The organism is Paraburkholderia terricola (assembly GCF_003330825.1).
In the GTDB taxonomy this organism is placed as follows: Bacteria; Pseudomonadota; Gammaproteobacteria; order Burkholderiales; family Burkholderiaceae; genus Paraburkholderia; species Paraburkholderia terricola.
Genome location: NZ_CP024941.1, coordinates 2249546 through 2273741 on the forward strand (window position 1 = coordinate 2249546; position 24196 = coordinate 2273741).

Below are 24196 nucleotides of genomic sequence, written 5' to 3' on the forward strand. Positions count from 1 at the left end.
AAAATGATTTATTTCTATTGCGAACCGCGTGCTACTTTCGAGCGACGCCAATAAGGAATGTTTAGCATGGACAGCCTCACGCATCACTGGCTCAAGCGATTAACCGAAAGCCGCAAACCGGCTTATCTGGTGATTCCTGATCTGATCGAGGAAGATCTCGCGAGCGGGCGTCTGCGTCCGCGTGACCGTCTGCCGGGTCTGCGCGATCTGGCGGCCGCGCTGCAACTGAACTACACGACCGTCGCGCGCGCCTATGCCGAAGCGCGCAAGCGCGGCCTGCTCGACGCGCGCGCCGGCAGCGGCACCTTCGTGCGCGGCCGAACCCAAACGTTGCCGCTCGCGGGCGGCAGCAGTGTCGAGATGTCGATGAACATGCCGCCCGAACCGCCCGAGCTCGCAGCGCGTCTGCGCGAGTCGGCAGCGAGTCTGTTCGCGCACGCCGATCCGTACCGCCTGCTGCGCTATCAGGATTTCGGCGGCACGCCCGACGATCGCGCGGCGGGCCGCGCCTGGCTGAAAGAGCGTCTGCCCGACTGCACGGACGATACCGTGCTCGTCTGCCCCGGCATTCATAGCGCGCTCGTTGCGCTCGTCTCGCAACTCGCGCGCCGCGGCGAGACGATCTGCCTCGACACGCTCGCGTATCCCGGCATCAAGGCGATCGCGTCGCAACTCGGCGTGCGCCTGCAACCGCTGCCGCGCGATGACGAAGGGCCACTGCCTCATGCATTCGAAGCGCTGTGCAAGAGCGAAAAACCCGGCGCGTTCTATTGCAATCCGACGCTGCAGAATCCGAGCACGCTCACGTTGCCGGGTCAACGCCGCGAAGCGCTCGCCGACGTCGCGTTGCGCTATAGCGTGCCCATCATCGAAGACGACGCCTACGGCTGGCTGCCGGCGAAAAAGCCCATCGCGCTTGCCGCGCTCGCGCCCGAGTTGACCTATCACGTCACCGGCTTTTCGAAGACGCTCGGCGCCGGTTTGCGCGTCGCCTATCTGCGCGCGCCGACCGCGCGGCAAACGCAACGCATTGCCGGCGCGTTACGCGCGACGACGGTCATGCCCAGTCCATTCACGGCGATGCTGGCGACGCAATGGGTCAACGACGGCACCGCGCACGAGATGCTCGACGCGATTCGCGTGGAGGCCAATGCGCGCCAGGCGATCGCCGCACAGGAACTCGCTGAATTGCGCTACGACGCGCATGTCGACGGCTTTCACCTGTGGCTGCCCATTCCGGCGCAATGCAACTGGAGCGCACCCGAGCTGGCGTTGCAACTGCGCAATCAGGGCGTCGGCGTGGTGGCGGGCGCCGCGTTCTCGACGGACGGCAATCCGCCCAACGCTATCCGCGTGTGCCTCGGCGGGCCGCAAGATCGCGACGATTGCCGCGACGCGTTGCAACGCGTCGCGGAGACGCTGAACGACCCGCATCATCTGCATATGCCGATGATGTAGGCGGTCATGTCGATCTTCGGCGCACACGGCACTACCGTGGGACGTTAAGCGCAGGGCGTGTCCGCAAGCGCTAGCCGTTGTCGCCTCCGGCGACTGGCAACACGGTCCCGGTGATGTAGCCCGCCTCGTCCGAAGCGAGGAACAGAATCGGCGCGGCCTGCTCCTCGATGCTCCCATAGCGTTTGAAGAAGGTCGATTCGATGACCTGCCTGACCGCTTCGCTCATCCAGATCCTCTCCTGCTCGCTATCGCCGGCCGTGTTGCGCGGGACGCGTCGCGGAGGCGCATCGGTCCCGCCCGGCGCGGTCGCAACCACGCGGATGTTGTGCTCCGCGTATTCCATCGCGAGCGACTGCGTAATCGCGTTGACGCCGCCCTTGGCCGCCGAATACGGTACGCGGCGGATACCCCGCGTCGCATTCGATGAGACATTGACGATCGTCCCGCCGCCACGCGCGAGCAGATGCGGCAACACGGCATGGCAGGCGTACAACGTCGGCATCAGGGAGCGGCGGATTTCCGCGTCGATCTGCGCCGGTTCGAACTCGGCGAACGGACGCATGCGAATCGCGCCGCCCACACCGTTGACCAGAATATCGATGCCGCCAAACTTGCGCACTGCAAAGGCCATCGCCGATGCCGCGCCGTCGTACGTCTCGAGGTCGGCAACGAAGCCGGCCGTGTCCGCGCCGCTCGCTTCGGCGGCGACCTCGGAGACGAAGTCGGCGCGGTCGACGAACAGCACCTTGCCGCCTTCGGCCGCGGCGCGAAGCGCGACCGCGCGACCGATGCCCTGTGCGGCGCCGGTGACCACCATCACCTTGCCGGCAAACCGTTGCGTGCTCATGCCGCCCTCGGTGCCGCGTTAGGCGTGAACTTCTCGTAGTGGAAGCTGTTGGGCTTCACGCCGTTGGCGTCGAAATGCTGACGCACCGCATCGACCATCGGCGGCGGCCCGCACAGGTACACGTCCACGTCGCCATCGTTGACGGCCTCCGCCGGCATGTGCTGCGTGACCCAACCCTTGCGGGGATGGGTCGAATCCGTGTCGGCCACGACGGTGCTGTAAGTGAAGTTCGGCAGCTTCGCCACGTACCCGTCGATTGCCTCGACCTGCACGAGATCGAGGTCTCGCGTCACGCCGTAAATCAGATGGACTTTTTGCTGCGACTTCGCACGGGCCAGCACTTCGAGCATCGACAGGAACGGTGCCAGCCCGGTGCCGCCCGCGAGGAACAGCAATGGCCGCTCCACAGCGCGCAGATAGAAGCTGCCGAGCGGTCCGGTCAGTTCCACCTTGTTGCCGGCTTGCGCGGATTCGAGCCAGGTGCTCATCACGCCACCCGAAATTTTCTTGATCAGAAAACTGACTTTCGATTCGCCCGGCGCCGACGAAAAAGAATATGAACGGTGCTGACCGCTGCCAGGAACGTCGATGTTGACGTACTGGCCCGGCAGGAACACCGGCGCGGTCGCCTCCACATCGAGTTCGAGCACGATGGCCGCGTCGTTGTGCGCTTCGACCTTCGATACGGTCGCGGCGAACCTGCCTTGCCCGGTCTTGCATGCGACGGAAGACGCCGGCACCGCAATGACACAATCGCTTTCCGGCACCATCTGGCACGTGAGTACGAGACCGCCTTCCTTCTCGTCTTCGGTCAGCGCATCTTCGATGTAATCGTCGCCCAGGTCGTAGCGTCCGCTCTCGGCTCGGCACTTGCAGGTGCCGCACACGCCATCGGAGCAATCCATCGGCAGGTTGATCTTTGCGCGAAAGGCGGCATCGAGTACCTTTTCGCCCGCCTTGCATGTCACGAAGCGGGTCACGCCGTCTTCGAAATTCAGTGCAATGTTGTAGCTGGACATCTTGCCTCCTGGTCTTCTCTTCTCATTTCCGCAGGGTTTGCGCTCAAACGTGATAGACGTCGAGTACCTGGCGGATGTAGTCGTCCTTAAGCACAATTCGCTTGCGGGAAATCAACAGTTCATCGCCGACCTTTCGCAGCGTGACGAACATCGTGCCGAAGAACTGGTCGGTGGTTTTGTAACGGTGGCTGAGCGTGTTGAAGTTGTAGCGCACGTCCACTTCGTTCTCGCGCTCGGCCAGCACTTCCACGTTGATGACGTTGTGACTGGTTCGCGGTTCAGGCATCGACGCGCCGCTGCGTTCGGTCTTGATACGGAACACCCGGTCTTCCAGGCCGCCACGGTTCGGGTAATACATCAGCGAAATCTGACTCTCGTGGTCGTCGGTAAGCTGGTCGTCGTCGTCCCACGCCGGCATCCAGTAGGTGACGTCCCCGGTATAACAGGCAAGCCAGTCGTCCCATCGACGGTCGTCGAGCAGGCGCGCTTCGCGGAACAGCGCGGCGCAAATCGTCTGGTAATCGAAGCTCATGCCAGGGCCTCCCCGTGTTCCTTTTTGAGTGCGTCGCTCATCACGCGCACCCAGTATTCGTGCTGACACACGAACAGGCCTTCGTCCTCGCTTCGCTCGCCCGAGATCAGCGGCTTCATGCCCATGCTTTTCGCGTTGGCGTCGGGACCTTCGACCCACAACGGCGCCCCGCGCGAAAGGTCGTTCCACAACGCAGTAGTGCCGGCATAGCCAGCCTGGCAGGCGCGAAACTCTTCGAGGTCGTCCGCGGTGCCCATGCCCGAGACGTTGAAGAAGTCTTCGTACTGGCGAATGCGGGTCGCCCGCTCGGCTGCGCTCTCGCCCTTCGGCGCGAAACAGAAGATGCTGACTTCGGTCTTGTCCACGCTGATCGGACGTACCACGCGAATCTGGGTGCTGAACTGGTCCATCAGGAACACGTTCGGATACAGGCAAAGATTCCGTGTCTGATTGACGATGAAGTCCGCCTTCACGTCGCCAACGCGTGCCTTGATTTCGTCGCGGTATCGATGGACCGGTCGCACTTCCGGGTTCATCGTCCTGGTCCACAGCAGGATGTGGCCGTGGTCGAACCCGTACACGCCGGCTATCGACTTGCTCCAGCCATTCGCGTCCACGGCCTTGGTGCCGTCGGCCTTGCGCCGGTCCATCGTCGCAGCGTAGTTCCAGTGCACGGTGCTGACGTGGTAGCCGTCGCAGCCGTTCTCCATCTGCATCTTCCAGTTGCCGTCGTAGACGTAGGATGAATTGCCGCGCAACACTTCCAGACCGTCCGGGGCCTGGTCAACGATCTGGTCGATGACGACCCTGGTCTCGCCGAGGTAGTTCTCCAGTGGAATCGCGTCCGCGTCGAGGCTGCCGAACAGAAAGCCGCGATAGCTCTGGAAGCGTGCGACTTTCTTCAGGTCGTGCGAGCCGTGGGTATTGAATTGAACCGGGTACTCGGTGGTCTTCACGTCTTTCACTTTCAGCAGCTTGCCGGTGTTGGCGAAGCTCCAGCCGTGGAACGGACACGTGAAGGTGCCTTTGTTGCCGTGCTTTTTACGGCACAGCATCGCGCCCTTGTGCGCGCAGGCGTTGATGACCGCGTGCAGTTCGCCGCTTTTGTCGCGCGTGATCACGACAGGCTGGCGGCCAATCCAGGTGGTGTAGTAGTCGTTGTTGTCGGGGATCTGGCTTTCATGGGCGAGATAGACCCAGTTGCTCTCGAAGATGTGCTTCATCTCAAGCTCGAACAAATCGGCGTTCGTGAAGATGTCGCGGCGGCAACGGAATACACCGTTTTGCCTGTCGTCCTGAACGGCGGTGTGCAGCAGTTCATCCAGTTGCCTGGCTTTGTCGATAATGGCGGACATGTGTGCTCTCCCTACGCGTGCTCCAGGTCGTGGAGCACGCGCATCGGTGTCGAAGGATTCTTGCGGAGCATTGAGCGGCAGCAGCGGTACGACGTAGCAGCCGCGTTGTGCGCTTACGCCGTGGCGGACGCACGCAGGCGATTGACAAGCTGGTTATCCTTGCCCTGCACTCGCGGAGTCAACGCGATGTTGAACTCGATTTCCCTGTACGCGTCGGCCTTCATGCCCAGCGCCGTGCCGCCGGTCTTTTCCACCACATGCGGAATCAGATCCTCGCGGGTGGCGTAGGCGAAGTCGTCCCAAATCAGCGGGTCGCCCTCGATGTTGATTTGAGTCGTCAGCTTGCGGTACTTGTCCGTGGTGACGAAGAAGTGCACGTGCGCCGGACGGTTGCCATGACGAGCCAGCGCATTCAACAGTTGCTGGGTCGCGCCATGCGGCGGGCAACCATAGCCGACCGGCATGAGCGTGCGGAATTCGTACTTGCCGTCGACACCCGTGCTGACCGCACCGCGCAGATTGAACTCGCTCTGCGCGCCGGTCGGGTCGAAGTGCGAATAGAAGCCTTTTGAATTGGCGTGCCAGCATTCGACCACCGCTCCCGCGACGGGCTTGCCGTCCGGGCCGGTGACGGTGCCGCGGATAACCAGCGGGCCCGCATCCTGATCCGGGTCGATGTCGATCTTCGAGATGCCGTCGCGCACAGGCGCACCGGCGACATACAGCGGACCTTCAATAGTACGCGGCGTGCCGCCGATGATTTCAGCCGCCTTATCCTCCGCGTCCATGCGAATGTCGAGATATTTTTCCAGACCGAGGCCAGCAGCAAGCAGCGCCGCTTCGCCGTCCTGGCCGAGCTTGTTGAAGTAGTGGACGCCGGCCCAGATTTCATCGGGCGTCATGTCGAGGTCGTCAATGGCCCTGAACAGGTCGCCCAGCAGGCGCTCGACAATCTGCTTTGCACGCGCATTGCCGTCCTGACTTCCGAGGTTGGCGGCGGCCTTCAGCAGGTCCTGCACTTCCTTCGTATCGAATACCTTGACGCTCATGTCTGCTCCTGAATCCCTATTTTCTGGTCGGGGTAAACCCCTTGTTCGGCGCCTGCTCGAATATGCCTGAGAGGTATAATCGGCGCTGAAACCGGGTGTAAATGCAGAATAGTGGACGTTGGAATGCCCAGTCCAACACTGATTTAGTATCGGTCTATATCCGTGAGGTATTGAAATGGAACTGCGGCATCTTCGCTATTTCGTCGCCGTGGCCGAGGAACGCAATTTCACGCGCGCGGCACAGCGGCTGAACATGGCCCAACCGCCTTTGAGCCGTCAGATCCAGCAGCTCGAAGAGATTCTCGAAGTGCAGCTATTCCAGCGCGACTCGCGTCCGCTGAAGCTCACCGAGACCGGCAAGTTCTTCTACGCTCATGCCGTGCAGTTGCTGGCCCAAACGTCCGAACTCGAATCGATGACGCGGCGCGTGGGCAACATCGAGCGCAGCCTCTCCGTCGGTTTCGTGGGTTCGACGTTGTACGGAATGCTGCCAAAAATCATCCGGCGCTTCCGCGATGAGAACACGACAGTCGAACTCAGCCTCCATGAGATGTCGACGATGGATCAGATCCGAGCGCTGAAGGACGGTCGGATCGACGTCGGGTTCGGCCGTATCCGGCACGAGGACGCACACATCCGCCGGGTGATTCTGCGCGAGGAGAAGATGATCGTTGCCCTACCCGAGGGGCACTCGCTGTCGCTAGCCAAGCCCGTCCTTGCGCTCGGCGACCTGGTCAACGAGACCTTGATTATTTTCCCCAAGGCCCCGCGCCCCAGTTATGCGGACCAGGTGCTCTCGGCATTCGAGGACCGCGGCCTCAAGCCTCGGCGGATATATGAAGTACGAGAGTTGCAGATCGCGCTGGGCCTCGTGGCAGCGGGGGAAGGAATTTCTGTCGTTCCGAGTAGCGTGTACGGTTTGAAGCGGGACGATGTGAGCTACAAGGAACTCGACGACCCGACGCTGGTTTCGCCGATCATCATGAGCATGCGTGCGCTCGACGAGTCGCGGGACATTCGGGAAATGCTTGAACTCATCTATCGGCTGTACGAGGAGGAGCAGATCGCCCACGCACCTCGCAACGATCCTGAGCGGTGATATTCGCCATACCCAGTGGGTATGGCACTAGACGTCAACGGTGTTGGACATCGGGTAATTGGGCACGCAATACTTCAGCAAGCCCTCCACTCCAACATTCCAGGTATGAACGCTCAAATCACCTCCGTCGAAGCGATTGTGGTTGATCTTCCAACCATTCGCGCGCATCAGCTAGCCATGGCGACGATGCAGCAACAAACCCTGGTGATCGTCCGTCTGCGCTCGAGCGACGGCATCGAGGGTCTTGGCGAAGCCACGACGATCGGCGGTCTGTCGTACGGCGACGAGAGTCCCGAAGGCATCAAGCTGACCATCGATACTTATCTCGCACCTGCAATCGTTGGCCAAGACGCGACCAACATCAACAGCGCCATGCTCAAGCTGAACAAGATTGCGCGCGGAAACCGGTTTGCCAAGTGCGCCATTGAAACGGCTTTGCTGGACGCTCAGGGCAAGCGCCTGGGCGTGCCGGTTTCAACGCTTCTTGGCGGCGCGGTCCGCAAGACGCTTCCGGTCCTGTGGACGCTCGCAAGCGGCGATACCCAATGCGACATCGATGAAGCGGAAACGCTGCTTGCGGAACGTCGCCACCATACTTTCAAGCTGAAGATCGGCCGGCGCAGCGTTCGTGATGACGTCGCGCACGTATCGAGAATCAAGGCCGCGCTCGGCGACCGTGCCAAGGTCACCGTCGACGTGAATCAGGCCTGGAACGAGGTTGACGCGGCGCTGGGAATCGAAGCGCTTGAAGCCGCCGGCATCGACCTCATCGAGCAACCCACGCCGCGAGAGCAACGCGCAGCGCTCGCGAGACTCGCATCGCGTTTCATCGTGCCCATCATGGCCGACGAAGCAGTAACCGGCCCGGAGGACGCCCTCGAACTCGTGCGCGGTGGATGTGCGGACGTGTTTGCATTGAAGATCGCGAAGTCCGGTGGAATTTACGGAATGATGCGTACCGCAGCCATTGCGGATGCCGCTGGCGTGTCGCTGTACGGCGGCACGATGCTCGAGGGCAGCATTGGCTCGATAGCTTCGGCGCACGGATTCAGCGCTCTTGCGCAGCTTGCGTGGGGTACTGAATTGTTCGGACCGCTGCTGTTGAAAGACGACATCGTTACTGCGCGACCGCAATATCGGGACTTCGATCTTCACATGCCAGAGGGTCCCGGCCTCGGCCTCCACATCGATGAAGACAAGCTCGCCTTCTACCGTCGCGACAAAGGAATCTGAGCACGCGCCGTTCAACTTGGAAGCCATTACTCCGACCGTCTCTTGTCAGTCCGGCTGACTGGAACGTCGCATTTCAGGAAGGGAATCATGCTTTACCTCGTCAGGATGGACGTACATCTGCCGCACGACATGCCCGCGGCTCAGGCCGATGAAATCAAGGCTCGTGAGAAGGCTTACTCGCAAGAACTGCAACGGCAAGGAAAGTGGCGGCAACTGCATCGCGTGGTGGGTGAGTATGCGAACTACAGCGTCTTCGATGTTGAATCACATGACGAACTTCACGCCATCCTTTCGGGTCTGCCGCTGTTTCCGTATATGACGATGAAGGTGACTGCGCTTGCTCATCATCCGTCGTCTATTTGTTGATACGCTGCGGTGCTGGAACTCATGTCGATGCAACATGATTTCGAACTCCGGGCCTACGAAGTCCGGCATGTTCAAAAACGCTTCATGGGTGAATCCACCTTCATTTCTCGAAAGCACGGCATCAAGCGTTTAAAAAAGCTCTCTTCCCCTCGTACCGCTCTGCACGAAGGCATTCTGGTTCTAAAAGAACGTGCAGAAGGTTCTCCAGGCCACTAACTTCTTCCGATACGCGCTGGAACCGCTTTGCTACGCCTGCGGGTCAAGGCGGGGCTCGATATAAGCAATTCCCGCACACCCAAAAAGTCCGCGATGATTATTTCTATTGCGGTTTCAAACCGAAGATTTCTGCAAAGACATTGCACAGCACCGCTTCGGCCGAAGCGGTCGGCAGTTCGTTGGGCATGGTCATGTTGAAGTAGAGGATGCCGTCCATCAACGCGATGGCGGCGAGCGCGTAGTCGGTGCAAGGACCTGGCGATTGCATATTGACGCGTTTGCGCACATGTTCGATGAAGGACGCGACCATATCGCGCTTTTCCAGGCACAGGGCGTTCATGCGTTGCCGGAATTTCGCGTCACGCATGGCGTGCAGACGCGCCTCTGCCCAGATGATGTAGTTGCCCTCGTCACGATAACGCTGTGCGTATAACAAGGTGAGCTGCTTTTGCAGCCCGTCGCTGCGCGGGTCTGCATCCAGCAGCTTGCGCAAGTTTTCCTGCACGTTCTGATGATCGCGCCGGAGCAGTTCGAGGAACAGGTCGTTCTTGCTGTCGAAGTTCGAATAGAACGCGCCGCGGGTGTAGCCGGCGTGGGCGGCGATGTCCTCCACGCTGGTCGCAGCGAGCCCTTTCCCTGCAATGCGCAGGGCCGCTGCGTCGAGCAGGCGCGAGCGAGTCTGTTCGCGGGCTTCATCCCGGCTTAATCGTTGACGTGGCATGCGGCAAGGTATCGAGTCATTGCGTTATCAGCGGTGCGGCGCGCGGCGCGGACGGAACGATGCGTTCCGTCGCGCGACGGCAAGCAACAGCAGGCACCTTTCGACAGACGGGCGAAACAGAGCCCCCGGCAACGGCCATCGAATCACGGAGACGGCGAAATCTCATGCCCTCTCCTGGCGCTACAGGCGCGTACGGTTACTACCTGATTGCGACTGCTTCCAGGTCGCCGGCTTGCCAACCTCCCCCGAGTGCCTTGAAGGCAGCGACCGCTGCACGTGCTGATTCGGTTTGCGCCTGCGCGCGCTCATCCGACGCACGGAGCAGGTTTTCGTCGGCCTGCAGGACTTCGATCAGACTGACGACACCTTTTTGATAGGCTGCAAACGAGGCCGCTCGCGCGCGGCCGAGCGAGTCCACTCCCTGGGTGAGCACGGCAGCCTGTTCCTCGCGCTTGACCAGGGCCGAGAAGGCGTTCTCCACGTCCTCGGTTGCATGTAGTGCAGCGAGCCGATACGCAGCCAGCATCTCGGCCTCCTGGCCCTTGGCCTGATCGATCTGCGCATTGATCCGGCCGAAGTCGAACAGACGCCAGCGCAGCCCCAGCACGCCGGCCGCCTGGTTGGCGCCGCTTGAAAACAGATTGCCGCTGGCCACTGATGTCGCGCTGCCGATCAGCCCACTGAGCGAGAGCTTGGGGTAGTATTCGGCGATGGCGACACCAATGCGCGCATTCGATGCGGCGAGGCGCCGCTCAGCCACGATCAGGTCGGGCCGGCGCCTGAGCAGTTCACCTGGCGATCCGGTGGCCGCCATCCGCGGGGCGGCCGGGATGTCGCCAGCTCCGACCAGCTCTGCGCGATGCGTGCCGGGCTGCGCACCCAGCATCACGTCCAATGCGTTCATCGCCGCGTCCAGGCCCGTCTCGAGGACGGGGACGGAGGCCCGGACCTGGGCAAGCGCTCCCTCGGCTTGCCTCACCTGAAGCTCGGCCGCCAGGCCCTTGCCATACAGAAGGTTGATCGTCGAGAGCAGATCCTGCTGGGTCCGCACCTGCCGCCGGGCAACGTCCAGACGGGCTTGCAAGCCACGGATGCTGATGTAGGTGTCGGCGGTCTGTGCCGCCACGGCCAGGCGCGTGGCCGCTGCGCCCGCTTCCGAAGCCTGGTACTCGCCGAGCGCCGCTTCCCGTCCACGACGCAGCCCTCCGAACACATCCAGTTCCCAGCTCGCGCCAAGATTGGCTTCGTAAGCGTTGCCGTAGCGGTCGAAGCCCGGCGTCGAGTTCAAGACCCGCCCCAGCGGCGTTTCAACGGATTGATAGGCTCGGGCGGCCTGGCCGCTGAGATTGCCGGAAGGCAGCAACGCGGCATTCGCCGCCCCGAGTCCCGCACGCGCTTGCGCGACGCGAGCGGATGCCTGCACGAGGTCGAGATTCTGCTCCAGCGCCAGCGCGACGAATCGTGTCAGTTGCGGATCGCTGAACCCCGTCCACCATGTCACGAGATCGGCGGTGGCCGTCGCCTGCCGCTGCTCGACCGCGGCCTGTCCCAGGAATCGCTCGGGCATGGGTACGTTTGGGCGGGTGTAATCCGGACCGACGGCGCAACCTGCCGAGAGGCTGGCGACGATGAGCATGGCAAGGATGCGTTTTGGCAGCATGGGTTTCTTCCGGCGAGGAGAACAAGTGATTGTGACTATAATACACATTAGTCACTTGTTGTCGATTCCTGAGAGCGGCGGTAAGCTGCGAACCATGAAAAGTGCAATCACCTATCCCGTTTCCGCCCGCGGCCCCGCCGACCACGACGTGCGCGATCAGATCGTGGCGGCGGCCACCGAGCACTTCAGCCGCTTTGGCTACGAGAAGACAACCGTCTCCGACCTTGCCAAGGCCATCGGCTTTTCGAAGGCGTACATCTACAAGTTCTTCGAGTCCAAGCAGGCGATTGGCGAAATGATCTGCGCGAACTGTCTGCGCGAGATCGAAAGCGAGGTCAAAGCGGCCGTTGACGAGGCCGACCGGCCACCGGAGAAGCTGCGGCGCATGTTCAAGTCGATCGTGGAGGCCAGCCTTCGCCTGTTCTCGCAGGACCGCAAGCTTTACGAAATTGCCGCGTCGGCAGCCACGGAGCACTGGCAGGCGACGCTCGCCTATGAAGAGCGCATCCAGAAGCTGCTTCAGGACATCCTGAAGGAAGGCCGGCAGAGCGGGGACTTCGAGCGCAAGACGCCGCTCGACGAGACCGCGATGGCAATCTACCTGGTCATGCGCCCCTACCTCAACCCGCTCATCCTGCAACACAGCTTCGATTACACGGTGGAGGCGCCGGCGCAGTTGGCAAGCCTGGTGCTCCGCAGCCTGTCACCCTGAAGCAAAGCTTTTGGTGACTGTTGACTATATTAGTCACTAGAACCATAATGAAAGCTGTCATCACTTCGTCGATGGGACTTTCATGCTCTCGCGTCGCCTCGCCACCTGCACCGTCGTGTGTTCCTTGCCATTTGCGCTAGTCGCTTGCGGCGCAAAAGCACCCTCCGATCCGCGCACCGAGGCGCCGATGGTGCGTGTCGCCATTGTCCAGAGCGCGACCCCAGCGTCGCGTTCGTTCACGGGAACCGTAGCTGCCCGGGTGCAGAGCGACCTCGGGTTTCGCGTCTCCGGCAAGGTGCTCGAGCGGCTCGTGGATACAGGGCAAGCCGTCAAGCGCGGCCAGCCGCTCATGCGCATCGACCCCGCCGATCTGAAGCTCGCTGCGCTGGCGCAGCAGGAGGCGGTTGCGGCCGCGCGAGCGCGAGCCCAGCAGACGGCGGAGGATGAAGCCCGCTATCGCGACCTGCGCGGCACCGGCGCGATCTCGGCTTCGGCCTACGACCAGGTCAAGGCGGCGGCGGACGCGGCCAAAGCCCAGCTCAGCGCAGCCGCGGCCCAGGCCGACGTCGCCCGGAATGCGAGCCGCTATGCGGAGCTCGTAGCCGATGGCGATGGCGTCGTCATGGAAACGCTGGTCGAGCCCGGCCAGGTCGTCAACGCGGGGCAGATCGTGGTGCGCCTCGCCCATGCCGGGCGCCGTGAGGCCGTTATCCAGTTGCCCGAAACCCTGCGCCCCGCGGCCGGTTCGATCGCGCAAGCCACGCTGTTCGGCAAGGAAGGCGTCAGCGTTCCGGCCACGCTGCGGCAGCTCTCGGATGTGGCGGATCGCCTGACCCGCACGTTCGAGGCGCGATATGTGCTGGACGGAGAGCTCGCCAACGCACCGTTGGGCACTACGGTCACGATCCGGATTCCGGATGGACATGCCTCCGCGCAAGGCGGCTTGCAGGTGCCGATCGGCGCCCTGTCCGACGCGGGCAAGGGACCGGGGGTGTGGGTCATCAACGGCGAGCCGGCAAAGGTTGGCTGGCGGCCGGTTGCGATCCAGCATCTCGACGACGATGGCGCACGCGTCGCCGGCCAGCTCAGCCAGGGCGACCGGGTCGTCGCGCTCGGCGCGCATCTGCTGCGCGACGGCGAGCAGGTCCGGGTGGCAGGCGATGCCGCCGCCGCTACGACCGAGGGAGCCCGTCCGTGAGCGAAGGCCGTTTCAACCTGTCGGCGCTCGCCGTACGCGAGCGCTCCATCACCCTGTTCCTCATCTGCCTGATCTCGCTCGCGGGGCTCGTCTCGTTCTTCAAGCTCGGCCGGGCGGAAGATCCCGCCTTCACGGTCAAGGTGATGACCATCATCACCGCCTGGCCTGGGGCCACCGCGCAGGAAATGCAGGATCAGGTCGCCGAAAAGATCGAAAAGCGCATGCAGGAACTGCGCTGGTATGAACGGACGGAAACCTACACGAGACCTGGCCTCGCCTTCACGACCTTGACGTTGCTCGACAGTACACCGCCTTCGGAAGTGCAGGAGCAGTTCTATCAGGCCCGCAAGAAGGTCGGCGACGAGGCGGCCAATCTTCCGCCTGGCGTCATCGGGCCGATGGTCAATGACGAATACGCGGACGTCACTTTTGCGCTGTTTGCGCTCAAGGCCAAGGGCGAACCGCAGCGCCTGCTGGTACGCGACGCCGAGACGCTGCGCCAGCGGTTGCTGCACGTGCCCGGCGTGAAGAAGGTGAACATCATTGGCGAGCAGGCGGAGCGGATCTATGTCGAGTTTTCGCATGACCGTCTCGCAACGCTGGGCGTCAGCCCGCAGGACGTATTTGCCGCGCTCAACGGTCAGAATGTGCTGACGCCGGCCGGCTCCATGGAGACCAGGGGCCCTGAGGTACTGGTTCGCGTGGACGGCGCCTTCGACGAAATGCAGAAGATCCGCGACACGCCGGTGGTGGCGCAGGGTCGCACGCTGAAGCTGTCGGACATTGCCACCGTCGAGCGGGGCTATGAAGATCCGGCGACGTTCATGATCCGTAACGGCGGGGAACCCGCGCTGCTGCTGGGCATTGTCATGCGCGACGGCTGGAACGGGCTTGATCTCGGCAAGGCGCTCGACAGCGAGGTCGGGGCGATCAACGCCGAACTGCCGCTGGGCATGGGCCTGACCAAGGTCACGGACCAGGCGGTCAACATCAGCTCGGCGGTCGATGAGTTCATGGTCAAGTTCTTCGCCGCCCTGCTGGTGGTCATGCTGGTCAGCTTCGTGAGCATGGGCTGGCGCGTGGGCCTCGTGGTCGCCGCGGCCGTGCCGCTGACACTGGCGGTGGTCTTCGTGGTGATGGCCGCGACCGGAAAGAACTTCGACCGCATCACCCTGGGGTCGTTGATCCTGGCGCTGGGCCTGCTGGTGGACGACGCCATCATCGCCATCGAAATGATGGTGATAAAGATGGAAGAGGGTTACAGCCGACTCGCTGCCTCCGCCTACGCCTGGAGCCATACCGCTGCACCCATGCTGTCGGGCACGCTGGTCACGGCGGTCGGCTTCATGCCCAATGGCTTCGCCCGATCCACCGCCGGCGAATACACCAGCAACATGTTCTGGATCGTCGGCATCGCACTGATCGCGTCGTGGGTGGTCGCGGTGGTTTTCACGCCGTACCTGGGCGTCAAGATGCTGCCCGACTTCAAGAAGGTCAAAGGCGGGCACGGCGCGATCTACGACACGCCGCGCTATAACCGCTTCCGTCGACTGCTGAGGGGCGTCATCGGGCGCAAATGGCTGGTCGCCGGTTCGGTGGTGGCGCTCTTTGTCGCCGCCATACTCGGTATGTCGGTGGTCAAGAAGCAGTTCTTCCCGATCTCCGACCGTCCCGAAGTACTGGTCGAGGTGCAGATGCCCTATGGCACGTCCATCGCCCAAACCAGCGCCGCCACGGCGAAGGTGGAAGCCTGGCTGGCCGGACAGAAGGAGGCCCGGATCGTCACCGCCTACGTCGGCCAGGGCGCGCCGCGCTTCTATCTGGCGATGGGACCGGAACTGCCCGATCCGTCGTTTGCAAAGATCGTGGTGCGCACGGACAGCCAGGATGAGCGCGACGCATTGAAGCAGCGACTACGCCAGGCGATCGCCGACGGTCTCGCGTCCGAGGCGCGCGTACGCGTCACACAACTCGTATTCGGCCCGTATTCGCCGTTCCCGGTCGCCTATCGGGTCACGGGTCCGGACCCGGACAAGCTACGCGGTATCGCGGCCAAGGTTCAACAGGTGCTGGAGGCCAGTCCGATGATGCGGACGGTCAACGCCGACTGGGGCACGCGCACGCCCACGCTGCACTTCACCTTGCAGCAGGACCGGTTGCAGGCGGTGGGACTGAGCTCCAGCGCGGTCGCGCAACAACTGCAATTCCTTCTGACCGGCGCCCCCGTCACGACCGTGCGCGAGGACATCCGAACGGTGCAGGTCATGGCGCGTTCGGCCGGCGACGTCCGTCTCGATCCGGCCAGGATCGGCGACTTTACGCTGGCTGGCGCCAACGGCCAGCGCATCCCGCTGTCACAGGTCGGCAAGGTCGAGGTCCGCATGGAGGAGCCGATCATGCGCCGGCGCGACCGGATGCCGACGATCACCGTGCGGGGCGATATCGCCGATGGCTTGCAGCCGCCGGATGTGTCGACGGCGCTCACGAAGCAGCTTCAGCCGATCATGGACAAGCTGCCGGGCGGCTACCGCATCGAGGAGGCGGGTTCCATCGAGGAATCGGGCAAGGCGACGGTCGCCATGCTGCCGCTCTTCCCCATCATGCTGGCGATCACTCTGCTTATCATCATCTTCCAGGTGCGCTCGATTTCCGCGATGGTCATGGTGTTCCTGACCAGTCCATTGGGACTGATCGGCGTGGTGCCCACCCTGATTCTTTTCCGGCAACCCTTCGGCATCAATGCGCTGGTCGGCCTCATTGCGCTATCGGGAATCCTGATGCGCAACACGTTGATACTGATCGGCCAGATCCACCAGAACGAACAGGCGGGCCTGGGTCCGTTCGACGCACTCGTTGAAGCAACCGTGCAGCGTGCCAGGCCGGTGATCCTGACCGCGCTGGCGGCGATCCTGGCATTCATCCCGCTGACCCATTCCGTGTTCTGGGGAACCCTCGCTTACACGCTGATCGGCGGCACTTTCGCAGGCACGATTCTGACCCTCGTGTTCCTGCCGGCCATGTATTCCATCTGGTTCAAGATCAGGCCCGGCAATACAGCCGGTCGGAAAGAACGGCAGGATCAGGCACAGCCTGCGGAACAGATGCTGGAGGACCCGGCCGCCGCTTCGAGATAAGAACCGCTCATGCCATGCATGCTGTGGGACAGGCAGGAGTCGACGATTTTCTGCTAGATGAACTCGAAGTCGGACGCCGGCACTCCAATTTCGGGCAGACGGTCCCTTGCTGTCCGCACTACCGCTTCGGCCAGCCGACGGACGGCGAACGAGCGACTTTTCCCGACCGGATAAAGAAATCCATAATCAAGCGGAATCTTCACCGAAAGTCGCTTCATCGCGAGGCCGCTCGCTCCACTCGAAAGCGCGACGAACGGGTCGGCCAGAGCGACGCCGAGACCTTGCGCCGCTAGTTCGCAGGCAATGAGTCCGTTGGTCGCCTCGAAGCGGATGTCGGGCTTCCTCTTTTCCTCGCGAAACATCCGGTCCAGACTCTGGCGCAACAACGACCTGGAATGCGTCGCCACCAGTGCCGTGTCGTACAGATGCTTTGGCTGAATGACCTTCAGCCTGGTCAGGGGATGCGTCGCGGCCATGACCACGACCACGGATGTCCGCAAAAATGGTTCGGACTCGACCGCCGGGCTGTCCAGGGGAAGTATCCCAACGCCAATGTCGAACTGCTCCTGCGTAATCCACGTTTCGATATCGAGCCGCACGCGAGACGCAACCTCGGCTGTCAGGTTCGGTATCTCCCGCGCCACCGACGACAACGCTGGCGCGACCAACGCTTTTGTCACGTGCGGGGCCGTGAGGATGCGCACGTGGTCAGAAGAACCGGAGCGAATCTGCTCCGCCGAGCGACTGAGCGACTGCAGTTCGCCCATGACCCGGTCCACTTCCTTGTAGAACCGCCATCCCTCCGGTGTTGCGCGCAGCCTTTTTCCGGAGCGGCTGAAAAGCGCGAAGCCGAGCGATTCCTCGAGCGACGTCAGCAGCCTGCCCACCTGGGGCTGCGTTCGACCCAGCCGGTCTGCAGCCAGCGTCACCGACCCGCACTCGATGAACGCCCTGAAGGCTTCCAGTTCCTTCACGTTGAGCACGCGGCTCTCCTTAAACTATTTTCGCATGACCACAATTGTTTTTCGCATTTGACGCATATTAGCCGACCTCGTTTAATGACATCAAGCGCGCAGGGACCAGTGCCGTGCGACACGTCGGAAGCTCTTTCTTCCTGGAGAAGGCCGGGTTTCCGCTTTGGAATTTCTTTCGGACCCGGCGCACCCGGAGATTCGAGCAGTACCTGGAGATGAGGCATGTCCAACGTCGCAGCGCGACTCGAGCGTTTACCATTCTGCGGCTTTCACAAAAAGCTGCTTTTCATGGGAGGACTCGGCTATACCTTTGATGCGATGGACTCGTCATCAATGGCGTTCGTTCTTCCTGCCATTAGCAAGGCATGGTCGCTATCGTCCTTCCAGACCGGGCTGATTGCCAGCAGTACGTACACGGGCTTCTTCTTCGGCGCGCTGCTGGCGGGGCTGTGTGGTGACCTGCTCGGCAGACGGTTTGTGATGATGACCGCGCTCGTCATCTTCTGCGTTGCGTCGCTAATAAGTTCGCAGGTGGACCACTGGCAGGCGTTCTACGCGATCCGGATTTTTGCGGGCTTCGGTGCTGGCGCCGAAAGCGCTATCGTTGCGCCGTTTCTTTCCGAATTCGTCGCCCGCAAGTATCGCGGCGCGTTCACCGGGGCGCTCGCCGGATTTTTTGCCATTGGATATGTCATTTCGGCAATTCTGGGCAACCTGATAATCCCTCACATGGAGAATGGCTGGCGCGTGGTCGTTGTCATTACCTCGCTGCCTATCTTCATTCTGCTGTGGTGGCGCCGCGCGCTTCCCGAATCGCCCCGGTGGCTCGAGAGCCGCGGTCGGCTCCAGGAAGCGAACGCCACTCTCGACAGGATTGAGGCGCAGGTGCTGAAAGAGGGGCGCTCGTTCGAGCCGGTGCCCGAATCCATCCTCAAGCCGGCAGCCCCCACGGTCCAGGCATCGTTCTTTGGCAACCTCGCAGCAATCTGGTCCAGGAAGCTTCGGCGCACGACCGCAATGTCGTGGACGATGTGGTTTGCCATCGCCTTCAGTTACTACGCTTTCTTCACCTGGATTCCCAGCCTGCTGGTCCAGCACGGCATGACGATTACCAGAAGCTTCGGATTCTCGCTGCTGATGTATATCGCCCAGATTCCAGGCTACCTGTCGGCCGCATATCTCAACGAACGCTTTGGCAGACAGGCCACGATTGCGGGGTACATGGTCCTCGGCGGCGTCTCTGCCGTTGGGATGGCATTTGCCAACGCCCCCTGGCAGATTGCCTGCGCGGGTATCTGTCTATCGTTCTTTATGAACGGCACGTTCGGCGGTATCTATGCCTACACGCCGGAGATTTTCCCGACCTATCTTCGGGCAACCGGCGTGGGTACGTCATCGTCTTTCGGGCGCATTGGCGCCATCATCTCACCCATCATGGTCGGGATGATGTATCCGGTACTCGGATTCGCTGGCGTGTTCGGTGTCACGACCTGCGTACTGCTCGTTGGAGCGCTAACCGTGCTGGTGTTCGGTGTTCCAACGCGAGGCCTGGCACTTGAAGAAATCTCCCACGGGGATGGCACTCCGGCACCGGGCGGGTCGCTCGCAGACGTGCGCCGAGGCGACGCATGACGCCGGAAAAACTACTCGCGGAACTGGCGGGTATTGCGTCGGCTCACGCATGCGTCGAACAACCGCGCGCCACCCTGCAAGCGCTTGACAGCGCGGTGAACAGCCTCGTTGGCCGGAAGCTTCTGACAGTCCTGACAGTCAACGAACGACGCGGCACGGTCACGCGGGCATTCAGCAATATGGGCGACAGATATCCGGTCGGAGGGCACAAGTCCATCGCGCAGGCGCCTCGACTGCGTGCCGTCCTTGGCACCGGTGAGCCGTTCGTTGGCAGGTCGAGGAACGACATTCTCGCGAACTATCCCGACGCGGACACCATCTTCGCCGCTGGGTGCGGAAGCATCCTGAATTTCCCGGTACGTTGGCGGCAACAGGTCGTAGCGACCGTGAACCTTCTCCATGACGAAGGATTCTACGACGACCATCACGTCGACCTGGTCCGTTGCCTGGCTCATGCCGCTCTTCCGGCGTTGCTGCTTGACACACCCAACTGTCCGGACAACGTCAATAACACTCGTACCTTCTAACAGGAAACCGACATGTCTGACCGCGACGACAAGGGCACAGCATGGGTGGTGCCGCCGAGCCAGTATCTGGCGTCACGCCCTGAGATATTCGACCTTCCGGCTGCGCCGCTGTCGCAATACATCACGATGCGTGACGGCTGCCGGCTGGCAGCGGACATCTATGTGCCACAAGGCGAACACGCTGCAGAACGATTCCCCGCCCTCCTTATCTTTACGCCTTACTACCGGCGATTCGCGACTCATGGCGATGTCGCGGAAGCTGCGCCCGCCGCAGCCCGATACCGTGACTTCTTTGTTCCGCGAGGCTATGTCGTGGTCGTGGTCGACGTCCGTGGCACAGGCGCCAGTTTTGGTACGCGCGATGCCCTGCGCTCCCCAACTGAGCGGGATGACTACAGAGAGGTCGCGGAATGGGCGATTGGACAGCAGTGGTCCGATGGGGTGCTCGGCTCGACTGGCATCTCGTACGTCGGCGCTGCTGCCTGTTTCCTGGCAAGTACCGGTCATCCGGCCGTGAAGGCGATTGCGCCGCTATTCGCTGTGTCCGACATCTATAGTGAGCAGCTCTATCCAGGTGGTCTGCTCTCGAAGGTCTGGACCGGCGCCTATGACCGCCTGATGCTTGCCATGGACCACGACCGGCGCGACCTGCTTGGCGCATTTTCGTACTACGCAGACCCCAGCCTGCGAGGGCCACATCCCGTGGACGTGGATATTGACCGGTCCCTGCTCGCTGCGGCGATTGGCGAGCATTCGAACAATTTCAGTCTGCACGATGCGGCGGCTGAATTTACGTTCCGCGACGAGGGAATGCTGCACGACCCATTATTCAATCTTGCCGTGTGCAGCCCGTATCACTACCTCGACCAGGTGCCGCAGGATGTTCCCATCTACTCGGTATCGGGATGGTTCGATGGCGCCGGATACAGCAATGGAGCGATTACCCGGTTTCTGACCAGACACAACCCGCGTGACAGGCTTCTGCTTGGAGCATGGGACCACGGTGCCCGGACGAACGTCTCCCCGTGGCGTGAGGAGGCCGCGCCTCAATACAACCTGCTGGCCGAATTGCTTCGCTTCTTCGATGAACATCTCGCCGGCAGGGATACGGGTCTCAGCCGGGAAGCGCCTGTGCACTACTTCAACATCCACGCAGAGAAGTGGGAAAGCGCTCCAACCTGGCCGCCAACTGAACACACAATCACGCTTTTCCCGACCGCGGGCAGACTTCTCACCAGCGCGCCGGCCGAAGAGAGCGTCGACACGTATCAGGTCGACTTCTCGACAACTACGGGCGCAAACACCCGCTACGAGCGCCTGGGCGCGGCGGGAATTGTTGACTACTACCCGGACTGGAGTGAGCACTGCTCCCGGATGTTGAACTACGATACCGCAGTGCTCGACGAGCCCCTTTCCATAATTGGGCACGCCGTAGCGAAGCTGAGAATGGCTATCAATGAAGGCGATGCGTCCATATTCGTGTATCTCTCCGAGGTCGCCGGGGACGGTTCGGTTTACTACATCACCGAAGGCATGCTGAGAGCGATTCACAGAAAGGTCGCTCCTGCGCCAGCGAATTACCTCACGACGTGGCCGTTCCGGACGCATCACCGTCGGGACTCCGCGCCTGTCGAAAAGAACGTGGTCGACGACTACGTCGTGCCGTTACTGCCTGTTGCGTGGACACTGGCGAAAGGTAGTCGTTTGCGCGTCTCCGTGGCGGGAGCTGACGCCGGCCATTTCGTGCAGACGCCGTACGGCCGGCCACCTCGATTCAGACTCATCACAGGCTCGGGCGGAACGTCAATCGAGGTTTCGACAAAGGCAGAGTGACTGTCCAAGATTTCGTCCGCCCCCCGCAATTCATTGCGGTAGTTGACCCTTACATCCGCGGGTATAACACCAAGAGGATCAAGGTCTCGCCTGACTCACTCGGCCAGCTCGAATACCGGGAGAGTCTCGGAATTGCGGCACAAAATCAGTTCAGGATTTTTGCCGCACCCCATCAATCGCCGCGCCCGGTGTCGGGATACGCCACAAGACTCCATATCGATAGGACAAGGATGGCGATTGGCGAAATATTCGAGAAACACAGCCGTTTGACAGGCTTGTTCACGATCTCGCCGGTTTCTGGAGCGACCCGGTGCACCCGCATTACGTTTGTTGCGATGTCCACTCACCCACGATCGTATGCGTCATGATGGATCCTCCGGCTGAGTAGGCCAATGGTCACCGATTTCTATTCGGTAGCCATCGCTGGCCACCGATGTACCGCTGACGCTGCATGTAGCGATGGTGGGGGCGTTCATATCATTCACTTTGCTCTTGGGATGTGGCCTTTAAGCGCGGCCGGCGATGGTGGTCAAGGAATATTGCGGGCGATGTATGCCGACGGCATCGGGTGGCAGGCGGCCAACTGCGGTCATTCGCCCATGGACCAATGCCGACGTTCGAGCGTCCCTTCTACCTAAACAATGGTCATTTGTGGGCTGCCTGCAGGCGTTGCCTCGTCAGCTATCTTGGCCGTTCGTAACAGAGGGTCTGTCGTGAAGAGGGTCCGCTATGCCATCCAACTTGCTTATATCGAAGGGGCACAAGGCGCGAAAAGCGCCCGATCCAGCGAAAGCCCAATGCCTCGTCGATCACCCCAATCGATCCGCCAGAGGAACTTCTTGGCCCGGTGCTAAACTCAAAAACATTGACCATCGCATATTCGCCGTCCGGCCGAACCGCAACGGTCGTGCCGACTGAGTGAAATAGCAACGATGAACAAAAATGAACTTTTCACTGCTGGAAATGACGGGTTGGTGCCGCATCGGCGATGCTGCCCGGCAGGCTGTCGATTCACTTCGCGGGTATGCCTATCAGGTAACGGCAGCGGCACTCGCTTGGCTCGACCTCGTTGAAGGTGGCCGGCTCTATCTGGAAGTAGCGGAAGATTACGCGGTCGTCGTCCACCAAGCGATCGAAGCCGTACAGGTCAAAGATACGGAAGCCTCGGGGACTGTCACGCTCAATACCGGTAGCGTTCGGGACGCGGTTTCGGATTTCGTGTCGTTGACAGCCGGCAATCCTAATGTGGATGTGCAGCTTCGGTATTTCACGACTTCTGAGATTGGGACGGAAAGAGCGGTAGACGAGCGTCCGGGTGGGATGGCCGGTCTTGCGTATTGGCGCAATGCGGCCACCGGTGCTGATGTTGGGCCGCTTCGCTCGATATTGGAAAGCGACAAGTTCTCGGCGGCGCTCCAGAAATTCGTGAAGGACCGGGAGGACGAGGCTCTTCGCAGCGATATGCTCCGCAAAATCCATTGGGATTGTGGCAAGCCCGACCTCGCTTCGCTTCGCAAGGAATTCGAGCTAAGGCTGGTTGTGGTCGGACGCGATGTCTTCGGCCTTGCTGCGCCCGAGGCGACGCGCATTGCGGACGTGCTGATCTACTGAGTGCTTGAGAAAAGCATTGCCAAAAATTCGACCGACCGCGTCCTAACGCGAGCAGACCTTTATCTCGCCGTCGACCAAGCTACTCGGATTTTTGTTCCCCGAGCAATGGCCGACATGCTGGCTTTGATTTCGTCCGGCCTAACAACTTCTGCATTGGCAGGCCTTGGCGCAAGTCTACCTGTCGCCGTCGCGGAGCCAGGTTGGCTCGTCGCCGGCAACGCGTTACCGCTGGCCAGGGACATGGTGCCGCGCACGGCAATCGAGGCTGACATTGCCGACCGGCTGCGTCGGCTCGGTACTAGCATTGTCACTGGTGCGAGCGGTCTCGGTAAGTCCTCGGTGGCACGCGCGGTTGCGAGAAAGTTGGCAAATGAGTTCGTAATAGTCGATTTTCGAAACAGCGACTCCGAGGAAACGCGTAGCCGCCTCGATGCAATGGTCTCGCGAATCGGCGGTCTCACCTCGTCGATTGTCATCTTCGAAGATCTGAATTATTTTAACGACCCACTTGTCGCGCCGTCGATGGCGCGGGTCTTGGAGGCGCTGCGCCGGCGCGATCGCGCAGCGATCGTCACGTGCTATCTTCCACCCACGGCGAGAGCGCTCTCAACCGCTGGCCTCAATGTGGGCTGCAGAGTCGAGTGTCGGTATTTCACAGAAGGTGAAGCAGCGGAACTGGTGACGGTTCACGGTGGCGATCCTAAGGTTTGGGGGCGCCTTTCTTATGTCACCGGAGCTTTCGGGCATCCGCAATTGGTGCATGCATTCATTTCGGGAATGGCCGCGCGCGGTTGGCCCCGCAGCGAGGTCATGGACATCGTCGGCGCTGGACTTTCAACCGGAGATATCGACGCGGAACGGGAAGCAGCGCGGCGCACGCTTGTTTCTGTGCTTCCCGAGAACACGCGCAATTTGCTCTATCGCCTTAGTTTGACCATCGGCCGTTTTGATCGAGCAATGGCACTGACCGTTGCCAACGCACCGCCCCCCTCGCACGCGCCGGTGAATGCATAGATGCTC

Annotated in this window: 21 protein-coding genes; 13 read left to right on the forward strand and 8 right to left on the reverse strand. The window is 61.6% G+C overall.

The window, feature by feature from the left end:
- Positions 1 to 66: 66 nt before the first annotated feature.
- Entirely contained in the window at positions 67 to 1458 is a 1392-nt protein-coding gene (locus CUJ90_RS10070; RefSeq protein ID WP_114162606.1) for an aminotransferase-like domain-containing protein, read from the forward strand.
- Between the two features lie 70 nt (positions 1459 to 1528).
- Here the strand turns inward: CUJ90_RS10070 and benD are convergent, their stop codons facing one another.
- The 5 genes from benD to catA all read right to left on the reverse strand — a co-directional run bounded on the left by benD (position 1529) and on the right by catA (position 6260).
- Positions 1529 to 2305, reverse strand: a complete 777-nt coding sequence (gene benD / locus CUJ90_RS10075; protein ID WP_114162607.1) for a benzoate diol dehydrogenase BenD — start codon at positions 2303 to 2305, stop codon at positions 1529 to 1531.
- Complete coding sequence (gene benC / locus CUJ90_RS10080; RefSeq protein ID WP_114162608.1) at positions 2302 to 3324, reverse strand: benzoate 1,2-dioxygenase electron transfer component BenC; 1023 nt, start codon at positions 3322 to 3324, stop codon at positions 2302 to 2304. The genes benD and benC overlap by 4 nt, the downstream gene beginning before the upstream one ends.
- A gap of 43 nt (positions 3325 to 3367) precedes the next feature.
- On the reverse strand, positions 3368 to 3856 hold the full coding sequence (benB, locus tag CUJ90_RS10085; RefSeq protein ID WP_114162609.1) for a benzoate 1,2-dioxygenase small subunit: 489 nt from the start codon (positions 3854 to 3856) through the stop codon (positions 3368 to 3370).
- Positions 3853 to 5211 (reverse strand): Rieske 2Fe-2S domain-containing protein, encoded by a 1359-nt coding sequence (locus tag CUJ90_RS10090; protein WP_114162610.1) that lies wholly within the window; start codon positions 5209 to 5211, stop codon positions 3853 to 3855. Before CUJ90_RS10090 ends, benB begins: the two co-directional genes overlap by 4 nt.
- A 113-nt stretch (positions 5212 to 5324) precedes the next feature.
- Positions 5325 to 6260, reverse strand: a complete 936-nt coding sequence (catA, locus tag CUJ90_RS10095) for a catechol 1,2-dioxygenase (RefSeq protein WP_114162611.1) — start codon at positions 6258 to 6260, stop codon at positions 5325 to 5327.
- Positions 6261 to 6435: 175 nt separating this feature from the next.
- On the opposite strand from catA, the gene CUJ90_RS10100 reads away from it, so the two are divergent.
- From CUJ90_RS10100 to CUJ90_RS32630, 4 genes are all read left to right on the forward strand, one after another.
- On the forward strand, positions 6436 to 7359 hold the full coding sequence (locus CUJ90_RS10100; protein ID WP_114162612.1) for a LysR family transcriptional regulator: 924 nt from the start codon (positions 6436 to 6438) through the stop codon (positions 7357 to 7359).
- 105 nt (positions 7360 to 7464) lie between these two features.
- Positions 7465 to 8592: a muconate/chloromuconate family cycloisomerase gene (locus CUJ90_RS10105; protein WP_114162613.1), complete on the forward strand. Its 1128-nt coding sequence runs from the start codon at positions 7465 to 7467 to the stop codon at positions 8590 to 8592.
- A gap of 87 nt (positions 8593 to 8679) precedes the next feature.
- Positions 8680 to 8958, forward strand: a complete 279-nt coding sequence (gene catC, locus CUJ90_RS10110; protein WP_114162614.1) for a muconolactone Delta-isomerase — start codon at positions 8680 to 8682, stop codon at positions 8956 to 8958.
- A 21-nt stretch (positions 8959 to 8979) separates the two neighbouring features.
- A complete protein-coding gene (locus CUJ90_RS32630; protein ID WP_161553688.1) occupies positions 8980 to 9174 on the forward strand; it encodes a hypothetical protein in 195 nt (64 codons plus the stop codon).
- A gap of 103 nt (positions 9175 to 9277) precedes the next feature.
- On the opposite strand, the gene CUJ90_RS10120 is transcribed toward CUJ90_RS32630, so the two are convergent.
- Positions 9278 to 9895 (reverse strand): TetR/AcrR family transcriptional regulator, encoded by a 618-nt coding sequence (locus tag CUJ90_RS10120; RefSeq protein ID WP_083083813.1) that lies wholly within the window; start codon positions 9893 to 9895, stop codon positions 9278 to 9280.
- A 199-nt stretch (positions 9896 to 10094) separates the two neighbouring features.
- The gene (locus CUJ90_RS10125; protein WP_114162615.1) at positions 10095 to 11555 is read right to left on the reverse strand and encodes an efflux transporter outer membrane subunit; all 1461 of its coding nucleotides are present in this window, start codon (positions 11553 to 11555) and stop codon (positions 10095 to 10097) included.
- 94 nt (positions 11556 to 11649) lie between these two features.
- Between CUJ90_RS10125 and CUJ90_RS10130 the strand changes: the two genes are divergently transcribed.
- The 3 genes from CUJ90_RS10130 to CUJ90_RS10140 all read left to right on the forward strand — a co-directional run bounded on the left by CUJ90_RS10130 (position 11650) and on the right by CUJ90_RS10140 (position 16599).
- A complete protein-coding gene (locus CUJ90_RS10130; protein ID WP_073428033.1) occupies positions 11650 to 12267 on the forward strand; it encodes a TetR/AcrR family transcriptional regulator in 618 nt (205 codons plus the stop codon).
- 82 nt (positions 12268 to 12349) lie between these two features.
- Positions 12350 to 13465, forward strand: a complete 1116-nt coding sequence (locus CUJ90_RS10135; protein WP_114162616.1) for an efflux RND transporter periplasmic adaptor subunit — start codon at positions 12350 to 12352, stop codon at positions 13463 to 13465.
- Positions 13462 to 16599 carry an efflux RND transporter permease subunit gene (locus CUJ90_RS10140; protein ID WP_114162617.1) on the forward strand — a complete coding sequence of 1046 codons (3138 nt, stop codon included), beginning with the start codon at positions 13462 to 13464 and terminating at the stop codon, positions 16597 to 16599. Before CUJ90_RS10135 ends, CUJ90_RS10140 begins: the two co-directional genes overlap by 4 nt.
- Before the next feature lie 53 nt (positions 16600 to 16652).
- On the opposite strand, the gene CUJ90_RS10145 is transcribed toward CUJ90_RS10140, so the two are convergent.
- A complete protein-coding gene (locus tag CUJ90_RS10145) occupies positions 16653 to 17582 on the reverse strand; it encodes a LysR family transcriptional regulator (protein WP_083083817.1) in 930 nt (309 codons plus the stop codon).
- A 213-nt stretch (positions 17583 to 17795) separates the two neighbouring features.
- Between CUJ90_RS10145 and CUJ90_RS10150 the strand changes: the two genes are divergently transcribed.
- The 5 genes from CUJ90_RS10150 (at position 17796) to CUJ90_RS10175 (ending at position 24190) form a co-directional block, all read left to right on the forward strand.
- On the forward strand, positions 17796 to 19205 hold the full coding sequence (locus tag CUJ90_RS10150) for an MFS transporter (protein WP_083083818.1): 1410 nt from the start codon (positions 17796 to 17798) through the stop codon (positions 19203 to 19205).
- The gene (locus CUJ90_RS10155; protein WP_073428028.1) at positions 19202 to 19732 is read left to right on the forward strand and encodes a GAF domain-containing protein; all 531 of its coding nucleotides are present in this window, start codon (positions 19202 to 19204) and stop codon (positions 19730 to 19732) included. The genes CUJ90_RS10150 and CUJ90_RS10155 overlap by 4 nt, the downstream gene beginning before the upstream one ends.
- Before the next feature lie 12 nt (positions 19733 to 19744).
- The gene (locus tag CUJ90_RS10160) at positions 19745 to 21565 is read left to right on the forward strand and encodes a CocE/NonD family hydrolase (protein WP_114162618.1); all 1821 of its coding nucleotides are present in this window, start codon (positions 19745 to 19747) and stop codon (positions 21563 to 21565) included.
- Between the two features lie 942 nt (positions 21566 to 22507).
- Positions 22508 to 23176 (forward strand): hypothetical protein, encoded by a 669-nt coding sequence (locus tag CUJ90_RS10170; protein ID WP_114162619.1) that lies wholly within the window; start codon positions 22508 to 22510, stop codon positions 23174 to 23176.
- Complete coding sequence (locus CUJ90_RS10175; protein WP_114162620.1) at positions 23177 to 24190, forward strand: AAA family ATPase; 1014 nt, start codon at positions 23177 to 23179, stop codon at positions 24188 to 24190.
- Positions 24191 to 24196: the final 6 nt, after the last annotated feature.